The organism is Flavobacterium sp. DW-iso2, assembly GCF_058725285.1.
Genome location: NZ_JBZXDY010000030.1, coordinates 32,098 through 44,766, shown reverse-complemented (window position 1 = coordinate 44,766; position 12,669 = coordinate 32,098). Strand labels below are relative to the sequence as shown.

General features: G+C 34.3%; 13 protein-coding genes. 4 read left to right on the top strand and 9 right to left on the bottom strand.

Annotated features, from left to right (window positions below):
- Nucleotides 1-231: 231 nt before the first annotated feature.
- The 3 genes from AC4PRO_RS16135 to AC4PRO_RS16125 all read right to left on the bottom strand — a co-directional run bounded on the left by AC4PRO_RS16135 (nt 232) and on the right by AC4PRO_RS16125 (nt 2,755).
- Nucleotides 232-885: an HD domain-containing protein gene (locus tag AC4PRO_RS16135; RefSeq protein ID WP_492118110.1), complete on the bottom strand. Its 654-nt coding sequence runs from the start codon at nt 883-885 to the stop codon at nt 232-234.
- 132 nt (nt 886-1,017) lie between these two features.
- Nucleotides 1,018-2,010: an acyl-ACP desaturase gene (locus tag AC4PRO_RS16130; RefSeq protein ID WP_074720236.1), complete on the bottom strand. Its 993-nt coding sequence runs from the start codon at nt 2,008-2,010 to the stop codon at nt 1,018-1,020.
- A 10-nt stretch (nt 2,011-2,020) separates the two neighbouring features.
- Nucleotides 2,021-2,755 carry a lysophospholipid acyltransferase family protein gene (locus AC4PRO_RS16125; protein WP_492118109.1) on the bottom strand — a complete coding sequence of 245 codons (735 nt, stop codon included), beginning with the start codon at nt 2,753-2,755 and terminating at the stop codon, nt 2,021-2,023.
- Between the two features lie 121 nt (nt 2,756-2,876).
- Here AC4PRO_RS16125 and AC4PRO_RS16120 point away from each other — a divergent pair, with 121 nt between their 5' ends.
- Complete coding sequence (locus tag AC4PRO_RS16120) at nt 2,877-3,290, top strand: ribonuclease P protein component (RefSeq protein WP_492118108.1); 414 nt, start codon at nt 2,877-2,879, stop codon at nt 3,288-3,290.
- A 96-nt stretch (nt 3,291-3,386) separates the two neighbouring features.
- Nucleotides 3,387-5,024 carry a S41 family peptidase gene (locus AC4PRO_RS16115; RefSeq protein WP_492118107.1) on the top strand — a complete coding sequence of 546 codons (1,638 nt, stop codon included), beginning with the start codon at nt 3,387-3,389 and terminating at the stop codon, nt 5,022-5,024.
- Between the two features lie 125 nt (nt 5,025-5,149).
- Here AC4PRO_RS16115 and AC4PRO_RS16110 read toward each other — a convergent pair whose 3' ends face one another.
- The 3 genes from AC4PRO_RS16110 to AC4PRO_RS16100 form a co-directional block, all read right to left on the bottom strand.
- Nucleotides 5,150-5,596, bottom strand: coding sequence for a GNAT family N-acetyltransferase (locus AC4PRO_RS16110; RefSeq protein WP_492118106.1), 447 nt, complete (start codon nt 5,594-5,596; stop codon nt 5,150-5,152).
- Between the two features lie 49 nt (nt 5,597-5,645).
- Nucleotides 5,646-6,629, bottom strand: coding sequence for a DUF4837 family protein (locus AC4PRO_RS16105; protein WP_492118105.1), 984 nt, complete (start codon nt 6,627-6,629; stop codon nt 5,646-5,648).
- 301 nt (nt 6,630-6,930) lie between these two features.
- Nucleotides 6,931-7,200 (bottom strand): LysM peptidoglycan-binding domain-containing protein, encoded by a 270-nt coding sequence (locus AC4PRO_RS16100; protein WP_492118104.1) that lies wholly within the window; start codon nt 7,198-7,200, stop codon nt 6,931-6,933.
- 58 nt (nt 7,201-7,258) lie between these two features.
- Here AC4PRO_RS16100 and AC4PRO_RS16095 point away from each other — a divergent pair, with 58 nt between their 5' ends.
- Together AC4PRO_RS16095 and AC4PRO_RS16090 are read left to right on the top strand one after the other, a co-directional pair.
- The gene (locus tag AC4PRO_RS16095) at nt 7,259-7,522 is read left to right on the top strand and encodes an addiction module protein (protein ID WP_492118103.1); all 264 of its coding nucleotides are present in this window, start codon (nt 7,259-7,261) and stop codon (nt 7,520-7,522) included.
- Entirely contained in the window at nt 7,522-7,830 is a 309-nt protein-coding gene (locus AC4PRO_RS16090; RefSeq protein WP_492118102.1) for a type II toxin-antitoxin system RelE/ParE family toxin, read from the top strand. The genes AC4PRO_RS16095 and AC4PRO_RS16090 overlap by 1 nt, the downstream gene beginning before the upstream one ends.
- 316 nt (nt 7,831-8,146) lie before the next feature.
- Here the strand turns inward: AC4PRO_RS16090 and AC4PRO_RS16085 are convergent, their stop codons facing one another.
- The 3 genes from AC4PRO_RS16085 to AC4PRO_RS16075 form a co-directional block, all read right to left on the bottom strand.
- Complete coding sequence (locus tag AC4PRO_RS16085; RefSeq protein ID WP_492118101.1) at nt 8,147-10,177, bottom strand: LysM peptidoglycan-binding domain-containing protein; 2,031 nt, start codon at nt 10,175-10,177, stop codon at nt 8,147-8,149.
- Nucleotides 10,178-10,285: 108 nt separating this feature from the next.
- A complete protein-coding gene (locus tag AC4PRO_RS16080; RefSeq protein WP_492118100.1) occupies nt 10,286-11,473 on the bottom strand; it encodes a phosphoglycerate kinase in 1,188 nt (395 codons plus the stop codon).
- Nucleotides 11,474-11,698: 225 nt separating this feature from the next.
- On the bottom strand, nt 11,699-12,661 hold the full coding sequence (locus AC4PRO_RS16075; protein ID WP_492118099.1) for a PorP/SprF family type IX secretion system membrane protein: 963 nt from the start codon (nt 12,659-12,661) through the stop codon (nt 11,699-11,701).
- Nucleotides 12,662-12,669 lie beyond the last annotated feature (8 nt).

Below are 12,669 nucleotides of genomic sequence, written 5' to 3'. Positions count from 1 at the left end.
GTCTTGCATTTGGTATAATTTGGAAACACAAATATCAAGATTTTAATATTTCCCCACAACATTTTGTCTTGATCCATAATTTAGTAGTATTCAGTGTTCAGTTTTTTAGTAATCAGTTGCTTATGTTGATAATCTAATAGTATTCAGTGGTCAGATATTTAGTGATTAGTAGTAGTTTTTTTGAATAGAGCAGTTCTACTTTAAGAGCCCGAGAAACTGAACACTCCTCACTTACTTCTCCCCATCCCATTCCGCATAAAATTGAGAAATAAATATTTCCATGAAACGGTGTCTTTCTAAGGCAATTTGTTTGCCGGTTGGTGTATTCATTTTATCTTTAAGTAAGAACAGCTTTTCATAAAAATGATTCAGCGTAGGTGCATCGCTATTTTTATATTCCTCTTTTGTCATTTTTAAATTCGGAGCAGTTTCAGGGTCGTACAGTACTCTATTTTTAAAACCTCCATAATTGAACGTTCGCGCTATTCCTATTGCTCCAAGGGCGTCTAAACGGTCTGCATCTTGAACAATATCTAACTCGACAGATGTAAATTCTTTTTGAAAATTACCGCCTTTATAGGAAATGTTCTCGATGATTTTAATCACATTAATGACAATTTCTTCGTCTACATCTTCTGACTCCAGAAACGCTCTCGCTGTTTCTGGACCTAGAGTTTCATCTCCATCATTGAATTTGCTATCTGCAATATCATGAAGCAAGGCCGCCAGTTTTACAACGGTCTCATTACAAACCTCATCCTTTGCAATCAGCAGGGCATTTTTATAGACTCTTTCGATATGAAACCAATCGTGGCCACCTTCGGCATTTTTCAATTTTTCTTTAACAAAAATGATTGTTTTGCTAATAATATCTGTGTTGTCCATCTTATATAATTTTATAAAAAAATGTTGATTCTTAAAGCAGTTACACTTTAAAAATCAACATCTGTATTTTCTTTTAATGGTGATCCCAAAATTCCAAAATCAACATTCATTAATCTTCTATTTGACTGAAAACTATAATCTTGCTGGTTCTACCCATTTGAAAATATGCGATTCTTGAGGAATAACGATTCTTTCTGAAATTCTAGCCATTCTACCTGGTAATTTCATTAGATAATCCCTCGCTTTCTCTGCCTCATCTGTTAATCCAGTAATTTGGTCTATTTCCCATTTTACAATTAACTTTTGCATGATATCAACATAATCTGCTGCAGTATAAACTCCGATACGTTGTGCAGAATCTGAAAACTGCTCAAAAGCAGTACTAATTTTTTGTCCTGATTCTCTCAAGAAATGCGCTGGCATAACAATTTTAGCTTTCATCATGTATTGAAAAGCAAGCATCATTTCGCTAGGATCTATTTGGAAAATTCTATTCACAAATTCACTGTATGCATGATGATGACGCATCTCGTCGCCAGCAATCATTTTACACATTTTAGACAATTTATTGTCCCCATATTTCTTAGCCATTTGTGCCACTCTATTATGAGAAACATAAGTGGCAAGCTCTTGAAAACTGGTGTATACAAAGTTTTTGTAAGGATCTCTTCCGGTTCCAATATCGAAACCATCATTGATAAGGTGTTGTGTTGTCATTTCAATCTCACGCATATTCACACGCCCTGACAAGTACAAATACTTATTCAACATATCTCCATGGCGATTTTCTTCACCAGTCCATTGTCTGATCCATTTTGACCATCCGTTTCCTCCACCTTCTACTTGGTCGATACCTTCTACATCCATCAACCACGATTCGTAAGTTGGCAAAGCTTCCTCAGTGATCGTGTCACCAACTAAGGTTACCCAAAAATCATATGGTAAATCTTTAGCAATTTCTCTTAATTCCTTAACCTCTTCAAAAAAATTATCTCCTTCAGAATTAGGTAAAAAATCAGATGGTTGCCAAATTTTTTCAACTGGTATTAAGTACTGATCAACGAAGGTATCCACATTTTTTTCCAAAAACTGCATCACTTCTAATCGAATGTTTTTTATTGACATTTTATATAAATTAAAATTTTATTCCTTTTACTACTTCGCTTTCTGTCTTCTCCATTAATTCATCAAACTCATATTCACTGACTAGTAATGGCTTGTGCAATACAAAGGTAAGGCGATTTCCTAAACCTAATGGAAAAAATCCAAATTTAACCATTTTCCAAGAATTGTTTATACTTATCGGAACGACATAAGCCGAAGGGGTGTTCTTACATAATATCTTTAAACCGGTTTGCGCAAACTCTTTTGGCTTCCCTGTTCTACTTCGAGTTCCTTCTGGGAAAATAACTGCCGAACGGTGGAACTTTTCTATATACTCCCCTAATCCTTTAATCGCAGGAATCGCTTGCTTAGGATCTTTTCTATCGATTAATGCAGAACCTCCATGACGCAAATTAAAGGAAATACTTGGAATTCCTTTGCCTAATTCCTTCTTACTTACAAATTTACAATGAAATCTACGTAAATACCAAATCATTGCGATGATATCGTACATACTTTGATGATTAGAAACAAATATAATTGGTGCATTTTTGGGCACACTTTCTATATTTTCAAATTTATAGGTTGTTCCCAAAAGGTTCGTGAATCTCACGAAAAGAAAATTCATGTAGTCCACACTTTTTTTATGGGCTTGGTATCCAAAAATATTGAAACAAACCCATTGAATAGGGTGAAAAATGACCAACGTAAGACCAAATAACAAATAATATATTACAGATATGGGATACGATATTATTTTTTCCATGCTAAAAATTTAAGCCACAAAAGTAGGAAATATATTTTTACTGCTATTTAATTCCTAAACAATAATAGCGTTTAGGGTTTAATTGTACCTTTGCACCCTATAATCCCTGTTTTTAACAATAATGAATTTCACTTACCCCAAAAAAGAAAAACTAAAAAGTAAAATCACAATAGGATTGTTATTTTCTGAAGGAAAATCTATATCTAAATATCCGTTACGACTCGTGTTCCATTGCGGACCATCGATTGATGGTGAGAAAATGAAAATGGGCGTTTCTGTTTCTAAGCGGAACTTCAAAAAAGCAGTAGATAGAAATTATTTCAAACGTGTCCTGCGCGAGACCTACCGCCTGAACAAACATATCCTTACTGACAACTTAGACTTGCCGTATTCTTTCATGTTTTTTTACCAAACCAAAGACCGCTTGTCTTATGAAGAAATCAACACCAAGACGATCCAGTTGTTTGAAAAATTTATCGCACAACACGGTAAGAAAGAGCAGTCAGAAACAAACAACGATCTTGTAAAAGAATAATCCGTACTATTTTAAACCTATGAATATGAGATTGCTCCTTTTCAAGTTTCATTATTGATGATTTATTACTAATTTAGTACATCTTAAATTAAAATCATGATTTCTATATTCAAAAAAAGATATATCATTCCTGTAGTTGCTTCGGCATTATTATTTCTAGGGGCCAGTTTCAAAAACGACTTTTTTGAAATAGCAAAGCAAATAGAGATATTCACGACCCTTTTCAAGGAATTGAATACTAATTATGTTGATGAGACAAATCCCGGCGATTTAATGAACAATGCCATCAAAGGTATGTTAGCTAGCTTAGATCCCTATACGGTTTATTTCAATGAACAAGAAGTGGTAAAGTTTAAAATAAACAATACCGGAGAATATACTGGAATTGGCGCTTTGATTACCCGAAGAGAAGATAAAATAATCATTCGCGAAGTCTACAAAGATTTCCCTGCAGACAAAGCTGGCTTAAAGCCCGGAGATGAAATCATACAAATAGGAGATGTTCTTTTGTCCGACTTCAAAGACGATGCCTCCCAACTGATCAAAGGAGCTAAAAATACTAAAATTGACGTAAAATACAATCGCCAGGGAAAAACAAATACGGCACAAATTATTCTGGACGAAGTCGAAATAAAATCAGTCGTGTTTTTTTCGAAAATAGAGGCAAAAACAGGATACATCGTTTTGTCTCATTTTAATAAAAAAGCATCCCTAGAAACCAAACAAGCGCTAGAAGAACTAAAGAGACAAGGTGCTGAAAGAATTATTCTAGACCTAAGAGGAAATCCGGGAGGTTTACTAAATGAAGCAATTAACATCTGTAATTTGTTTGTCGCGAAAAACGAAATTATCGTAACCACAAAATCGAAAATCGAAAAACACAACAACACTTATAAAACGACAATGGAACCAGTAGATCTGGAAATTCCATTGATTATTATTATAAATGATAGAAGTGCATCGGCATCAGAGATTGTTGCAGGGGCGTTACAGGATTTAGACCGTGCCGTAATCGTGGGAAGTCGTAGTTTTGGAAAAGGCTTAGTACAAAAACAAATAGAATTAACATACGATACCCAATTAAAAGTAACCATTTCCAAATATTACACTCCCTCAGGAAGATGCATTCAAGCCTTAGACTATGCCCATAAAGACAAAAATGGAGCAGCCATCAGAACGGATGAAAAAAATTACAATAGCTTTAAAACCAGAAAAGGAAGAAACGTATATGACGGCGGCGGTGTTTTGCCAGACATCCAAATGGAAGAAACAAAAACAAGTACCATTGCTAATGCATTGCTGAAAAATGACGGAATTTTCAATTTTGCAACTGCTTACTACTATAAAAATCCAAATTTAGGAATTCAGATACCTTCTTTTTCAAATACAGACTTTTTAGATTTCAAACAGTTTTTAAAAACTGAAAAAATCTCTTTCAACACGGAAACAGAACAGGCATTAAAAAATACTTTGGCTGTAGCCAAAAAAGAAAAGATAGATGCTGCCATTATTACAGAATACCAACAACTCCTTGCAACACTACAAAAAAGCGAAGAAATGCTATTGGATAAAAACCAAGAAGAAATAAAAGGTCTGCTTGTTGATGAAATTATTAAACGATATCAATATCAGGAAGGTTTTTATCAATATTATGTAAAAACCAATTCTGAGATAAAAAAATCTATCGGTATTTTAAACAATACCGCTGACTATAAAAGCATATTGAAAATGTAATGCTTTTCTATAGTTACGCCTATTAGTCAAAAAGTTTGCTAATAAGGGTGTTGAAACTAAATTCCTTTCTGGAAAACGAGAAGAATTTTGAAAGCAACGTTGCGTTTCTTAGTACAAATATAGCTCTACTCCCTTTTCATATCAATGTGTGGAATATCATCTTCCAGATACATATCGCTAGTTTGCACAAATCCGTGGCTTTCATAGAATTTCTTGAGGTATAATTGAGCACCTATGGTTATTTTACTTTCCCCGTAATGTTGCGCTATCCCAGCGATCGCTTCCCGCATCAAATCATGTCCCCATTTTCGGTCACGGTAATGAGCATCAACAACCACTCTTCCTATCGAAGCGTTATCAAAACTGATTCCGGGTTTGATAAGTCGGGCATGAGCCACCACTTTTCCTTCAAACTCTGCAAAAAGATGTAACGCCAGCTTATCCTTACCATCAAGATCAAGATAGACGCAATTTTGCTCCACTACAAAGATCTCACTTCGTAGTTTAAGTAAATCATAAAGTTCATTTACTGAAAGTGCCTCAAAAGGCTTTATTTTCCATTGTATTGCCATGGATAGTTTATTTTTATTTTAAAATTTAGGTTTGGGAAGGGGCACAAATTTACAATTCCTTTTTCAAAACGGTAACTGATTTTATAATGGATTCTAATTCATGCATCGAATCGCGTTTTTCTTTTGATGGTGAATAACAGAATCCTTCCAGAAACAACACTCTATTATTTTCTGTATCAAAAACGGCATAATTAATAAAAGGCCCTGACATGAAATCATTCCTCAATTCCCAGGTTCCCTTAATTTCATACGTTACTTTTCCGTCCAGTTTAATCTTAAAAAAATAGGGCGCATACGCTTCTTCAGTAATCATATCCGTATCGGGCTCTTTCCCGTGAATGTATAAAGCACCAATAGAATCCCTGGTTTTAATAATATTTGAAATCAAATTACCCTTGTTTTGTATAGCATTAAGTGGTACTTGATAAATTAATACGCTAGTGTTCCCACTCACTAATTCTTTCTTTAGCCAAATAAAATTAGAATCCTGAACCATATATTCATAGTCAGACGGAATGTCTAAGCTGATGTTGAATTTACTGCTAACAACTCTTGGGTTAAGAAGCGATTTTTTATTAATTCTTTGGCTTTCCTCAATTTCTGTCTGCCTTATAATTTGAATTATTTTAGGCGTGTTTTTTTCAATAATATCTAAAATATCAGCGCTAGTTTTTCCTGAAATATGAAACACATTTTGAGGTGTGGCATATTGATCTTTCTTGACGACAAAATTATTATTTTTTTCCTTTTTTATTATAATAATGTTTCGGCTGTCCACCATAAATCCTTCCATAAGTTTAACCGGATATTGATTTATGGTAAAACGAGGCTCTTCCTGTGGCAATCCAATTACCGGAGAAGCAAACTTATTTCTAATGCTGTCTCCTATCTCGCCGTTCCACTCTTGATCATCAATTATAACAGAAATGTTGTTGACCTTTCCTGTAGCTTTACGAATACCGTCCCTATTCTCCTTTTTACAAGAAAAAACTAGAACAGAGATCGAGAGTATTAAAAAAAGGGATTTATTCATTCGAATTGCATTTTGTAATAAAATCCAAATTTATAGAAGTTAAACGAGTTATCCGCTAATTTTTAACTTCATTCTGGGTTTAATTATTTCATCGCGAATATCGTTCCACTTTTTATACATTTAACACAATTCGAATAATTCGAATTCAAAAAGGGTTTTATCCAAAACAAAAAAATTTCAATACTGACTATTATAATAAATTTCCTCTTTTTAGTAAAACTAAAAAAGCAACACTCCTACATGTTGCTTTAACTTAATCTTTAAATTAGAAAACCTGAACCCAATCAATCCTCTAAACATACTACCCGCTGATTTTTAATTTCATTCCTGGTGTGATTTTTTCATCTCGAATACCGTTCCATTTTTTAATATCTGAAATTGTTATCCCTGGGTATTTTTTGGCTATGCTATATAAAGAATCGCCCTTTTGAACAAAATAATCCTTTGCTATTTTTTTAGTGACTGCAGCGGTTTCTCGTTTCTGTTTGATATTACTTACTATTGCGGGTACTAAGCCGAGAGACTGCGCTACCATCCTAACTTCTAAAAACGCTCGTTTTTTAAGGAACACCTAGGAGCGTATTTAGATTTTTACAATAGTTTTCATTCGATTAAGCAAAACAAAAAAAATGAAACAAAAATTGTATCTTTACAGAAGTAAAAAATTAAGCACCATGGATTTAGAAACGCGAAAATATAATTTTATACAAGAATTATTTAGTATTGAAAAAGAAAAAACCATGACGGCTTTAGAGCGCGTTTTGAAACAAGAAAAAGAAGAAAATCAAGAAGTCTCTGTTGCACATAAAAAAGAATTAGACAATCGTTTAAAAAGCTATAAAAACAATCCTAACAATGTTTTAGATTGGGAAGATGTAAAGCATGATTGGTAATGAGTTATAATATCAAATTACTGCCAATCGTACACACAGATTTGCGAAAGGCTAAAAAATGGTATCACGATAAAAACGAAACATTATCCAAAGAATTTAAAATAGAAGTTAATAAAGAGATTGATTACATCGGAGAATATCCAGACCATTATCAGCTAAAATATAAAGAGTTACGACAATCTTTAGTGGCTCGTTTTCCTTATGCTGTTTTCTATTTAGTTGAGGAAGAACAGAAACGAATTATTATTTTTGGTGTTTTGCACACAAGTAGAGATCCTGAAATAGTTAGGAAAAGAATATCGAAATAATCTCACAATAAAAAGTCTAAAGCATTAAAAATTACTGCTCCACACTACGCACGAATCCTATACTAAATACTGATTTTTTATAATTACAGAATAATCTTATTTATAAGTAATACGTAGAAATTATAAGTTCCATAAATCAAGAGAGTTGTGTTTAGAATGTATGATGCATAACGGTTTGAATCATATAGGGTTATCAAGATAGTACAGCACGAAAGGATTCCTGCGGTAGTGGGCGAAATAAGGAGCATTACAACATGGGGTTTATTCTTTCAAATTGCATTTTATAATAAAACCCAAATTATGGAAGTTAAACGTACTACCCGCTGATTTTTAATTTCATTCCTGGTGTGATTTTTTCATCTCGAATACCGTTCCATTTTTTAATATCTGAAATCGTTATCCCCGGATATTTTTTGGCTATACTATATAAAGAATCGCCCTTTTGAACAAAATAATCCTTTGCTATTTTTTTAGTGACTGCAGCAGTTTTGTCTTTCTTTTTGAATGAATCAACCGAGGCTTGCGCCGTATTAATAGCAATTTCATTTTTGGCCACAATCAACACCTTACCTAAAACGATAGTATGATCTGACAACTGATTCCATTCTTTTAAATCTGCTAAAGAAGTACCAAATTTCTTTGCTATATTTCCAAGGTTGTCTCCCTTTTCAACTGTATATTCAATGTTTTTCAACTCCGGTGTAGAAGCAACAACTTCTTTAGTGTCACTTTCAGTACCCTTAACTAGTAAAGAACTTCCTAGTTGAATCGAATTGTTACTAAGGTGATTCCACTCTTTTAATTGCGCTACGCTAACGTTATTTTTTTCAGCAATGCTATTTAAATTATCTCCTTTTTGAACACTATAATAATTGGTACTACTAGTAGCAACTGTATCAGTCTTAACTTCTTTTATAGCTTTAACTTCCTTCGCTACTTTTTTTAGGTCTACAGAAGCAATCTCCGTCCTTGGCTCTTTTTTAACGGTTTGAACAACGCTTTCGGTAGTAATGATTTTTAAACTTTTTCCGTATGCAATGGAGTTGCTTCTCAGTCCGTTCCATTTCTTAATTTCGGAAACAGCGACGTCATACTTGTTAGCAATCGCTCCAAGATTATCCCCTCGCCTTACTTTGTAATATTTTGTTTTGGTTTGGGTAACTGTTTTTGTTTCAGTACTGCTTTCATCACTTTTTGCTATAGCTCTTGAATTTCTAAAAGGGTTTTCCTTAACGTCTATTTCATGTTGTACATACGCATACATTTTTTCTTCATTCGAAACAAACGCTGCTATTTTTTCGGTTGGTAATCTTAAATAATGATTCTCGTCTGTATAAAAAGGAATGATATTCAATTTGTAAGACGGATTTAGTAGTTGCAATTGCGAAACGGGAACATCTAATAAATCAGCAACTTGCTTGAATGACATTTGCTTTTTGATCATTATTGTATCCGTGGCAAAGTGCTGTACCACTGCTCTATCTGCTTTTATTCCGTGCTCGTTGTGGTATTCATATAAGTACATCGTTGCTAAAAAAGCAGGAACATAGCCTTGTGTTTCTTTAGGCAAATACTTTCTAATGTCCCAATAGCTTTGTTTTCCTCCAGATCGTCTGATTGCTTTAGACACATTTCCGGGTCCTGAATTATACGATGCCAATACCAACTCCCAATCTCCAAATATGGAATACATATTAGACATATACTTTGCAGCAGCAGCGGTCGCTTTTAAGGAATCACTTCGCTCATCAACATATGAATCGATCTTTAGGTTGTATTGCTTCCCCGTTTGATACATAAACTGCCACAATCCGGTGGCTCCCATTCTAGAAACTGCCTTCGGGTTTAATGCTGATTCAACAACGGCAAGGTATTTTATCTCTAATGGCACATTTCCTTTGGCGAAAGCCTCTTCGAACATGGGGAAATAATATTCTGAAATTGCCATTAATCGTTCAAATGAATGTTTACGGTACTTCAGGAAGGATTTAATCACGTTTTCCAGACTCTGATTGTATTCAATCTTGAAAGGTGATTTTGCGTTCATGGCTTCCAATCTTGATTTTAACAACGCTGTAGGCAATTCATAATCTACCTTCGCATCCATATTGATATTTTCAATATCAGAGGTGATGTCATTGTACAACTCTAGATTGGTCAATTCCTTCATCCACAAACTGTCTACGCAAGCAGCCATATCGTCTTTTACGAAGGTTTTTTTAATGGAATCTAGGTACGATAGATTTGTTTCTATACTAACAATTCCTTTGTTTTCTACAAATTGTTGCGAAAACGAAGGAATTGATGTTAATAAAATGAAGGATAGTGATATATTTTTTATAGTCATATTAATGTTGTCAACATCCTTAATTCTAAACGATTAAGGAACCGTTATTTTTACAAACATAATATGTTATAACTACAAACTTCTATAAAAATTGTTAAAACTGAGTATCTACTCTAAAATCGCTGCTATTCCTGGCAATACTTTACCCTCCAGCATTTCGAGCATTGCACCTCCACCTGTCGAAACGTAACTCATTTTGTCCTCAAGACCAAATTGTTTTACTGCCGCTACAGAATCACCACCACCTACAAGAGAAAAAGCTCCTTTTGCAGTAGCAGCTGCTATATATTTACCAAGTTCAATAGTTCCATTAGCGAAATTTTCCATTTCAAAAACGCCTAATGGTCCGTTCCAAAGTATGGTTTTAGATTCCATTATTACCTTTTCGAAATTGGCTAATGATTTTGGGCCAGCGTCCAAACCTTGCCATCCATCAGGAATTTCATTTACGTCAACAATCTTAGTTTCGGCATCATTTGAAAATGCATTTGCGGCAACCACATCTACTGGAATATGAATTTGCACTCCTTTCTCTTTTGCCAATCTTAAGATTTCTAGTGCCAATTCTTGTTTGTCATCTTCACAAATAGAATTACCAATTTTTCCACCTAAGGCTTTTACAAAAGTAAAGGTCATTCCCCCACCAATAATCATGTGATCTACTTTATCCAAGATGTTTTCAATTACCGTAATTTTAGAAGACACTTTTGACCCACCAAGAACAGCCGTTACCGGTTTTTCACTATTTTTTAATACTTTGTTTAAACTCTCTATTTCTTTGGCCAATAACAATCCGAAACATTTTTTATTTTCAAAAAACTGGGCAATGATCATAGTCGAAGCGTGTGCTCTGTGCGCTGTTCCAAAGGCATCATTCACATAAATATCTCCTAGTGCCGCTAATTGTTTTGCAAAAGCAACATCTCCCGCTTCCTCTTCACTATGGAAACGTAAGTTTTCCAATAATAAAACGTCGCCTGGCTGTAATTTTGCTGCTGCAGCAGTAGCTTGGTCACCCACGCAATCAGAAACGAACTGCACTGGTACTCCAAGAACTTCAGAAGTTGTTTTCAAAATATGCTTCAATGAGTACTTTTCTTCTACCCCTTTTGGTCTTCCTAGGTGTGACATCAAAATTACGCTTCCTCCTTGCGCTAAGATAGCGTCTATAGTCGGTTTTGCTGCTTCTATACGCGTAGCGTCAGTCACGTTAAAATTTTCGTCTAAAGGCACGTTAAAATCAACACGTATTATTGCTTTTTTATTTTTGAAATCAAAATCGTTTAAAGTCTTCATCAGGTCCGTTTTTAGTTTAAAAGAATCACAAATATAAAGCATTTAGCGTATTTCTAAATTCGAAAAAAACAAAAAAAACGGTTTTATATCAACGAAATCGTTGTAATTGAATTCATTATCAGCCTTTCTTTTCCCCATACATCAATTGTATGGAATTCCTAAAAATGACAAACTCGACCTATTTTAAAATAGATCGAGTTTGCAATATCCATGAGACAAATTGTATTAATCGTGCACTGGAGTTTGTGTACAAGGACAATTACTGATTCCTTGAAGGAAATCAAATCCTACAGTAACTACATGTGTTCCGGTATTGTATCCCGCAATCTCATTAAGTGTCATTTGATACGAATATCCAAAATAAAAACCAGACTTCTTGAAACCAGCCATTGGCCCAAGATTTAATGGCTTTCCTATCTGATCGTTAAGAAAACGATATGAAACTCCGGCCCAATAATAATCATCATCGCGATTGTACTTTCGATACTTTACATTAAGATCCGTACTAGATCTTCCATCACTGGCAAACAATTGATAGTAAACCGATGGTTCAATTTCTGCCCTGTTGTAATTGCTATTCGAGAAAACATACCCGGAGTAAATTTGATAATTTATAAGTAGACTAGGCTCAATTTTATTTGACTTATCGATGTTTTTATCTAAGATATTACTGGCATTGAAACTCAAATAAAAATCCTTGTTTCTATACAATAAACCAACGTCAAAATTGTTGTTAGCATTGTATCTGTTGTTAGTAATATAAGGGTCTGGATCAGTTGGATCAAAGGCACCTATGTCAATTTTAAAGGTATTAATGTTATAAGATATACCAAAGGATAAGTATTGCTTAGAATAATAATCTAAGATAATATGGTGTGCAAAGGAGACTTTGGCCCCTGTTTGTCTGGTGAATCCATTTTTATCATTATACACTGAAAAACCAACACCAGACTGATCTGCTATCCTAAAATCAGCATACAAAGATTGATTTTCAGGAGCGTCTTTTATGCCTACCCATTGAGTCATCCCATTGGCTCTAATTCTAAGGTTGTCACCAATACCAGCAAACGTAGGCGAAATAACAAAAGGGTTATCGGCCAAGTATTGAGTAGCTACGGGCAAATTTAGCTCTTGGCTGTACCCTGAGGAAACAGCCAAAAGAAAAAATGATATTATAATTTTTTTCATTGTACTAA

What these genes read in the sequence shown, in the direction of transcription:
- AC4PRO_RS16135 (WP_492118110.1), bottom strand. Translation starts at nt 885, where the DNA reads ATGGACAACACAGATATTATTAGCAAAACAATCATTTTTGTTAAAGAA.
- AC4PRO_RS16130 (WP_074720236.1), bottom strand. Translation starts at nt 2,010, where the DNA reads ATGTCAATAAAAAACATTCGATTAGAAGTGATGCAGTTTTTGGAAAAA.
- AC4PRO_RS16125 (WP_492118109.1), bottom strand. Translation starts at nt 2,755, where the DNA reads ATGGAAAAAATAATATCGTATCCCATATCTGTAATATATTATTTGTTA.
- AC4PRO_RS16120 (WP_492118108.1), top strand. Translation starts at nt 2,877, where the DNA reads ATGAATTTCACTTACCCCAAAAAAGAAAAACTAAAAAGTAAAATCACA.
- AC4PRO_RS16115 (WP_492118107.1), top strand. Translation starts at nt 3,387, where the DNA reads ATGATTTCTATATTCAAAAAAAGATATATCATTCCTGTAGTTGCTTCG.
- AC4PRO_RS16110 (WP_492118106.1), bottom strand. Translation starts at nt 5,596, where the DNA reads ATGGCAATACAATGGAAAATAAAGCCTTTTGAGGCACTTTCAGTAAAT.
- AC4PRO_RS16105 (WP_492118105.1), bottom strand. Translation starts at nt 6,629, where the DNA reads ATGAATAAATCCCTTTTTTTAATACTCTCGATCTCTGTTCTAGTTTTT.
- AC4PRO_RS16095 (WP_492118103.1), top strand. Translation starts at nt 7,259, where the DNA reads ATGAAACAAAAATTGTATCTTTACAGAAGTAAAAAATTAAGCACCATG.
- AC4PRO_RS16090 (WP_492118102.1), top strand. Translation starts at nt 7,522, where the DNA reads ATGAGTTATAATATCAAATTACTGCCAATCGTACACACAGATTTGCGA.
- AC4PRO_RS16085 (WP_492118101.1), bottom strand. Translation starts at nt 10,177, where the DNA reads ATGACTATAAAAAATATATCACTATCCTTCATTTTATTAACATCAATT.
- AC4PRO_RS16080 (WP_492118100.1), bottom strand. Translation starts at nt 11,473, where the DNA reads ATGAAGACTTTAAACGATTTTGATTTCAAAAATAAAAAAGCAATAATA.
- AC4PRO_RS16075 (WP_492118099.1), bottom strand. Translation starts at nt 12,661, where the DNA reads ATGAAAAAAATTATAATATCATTTTTTCTTTTGGCTGTTTCCTCAGGG.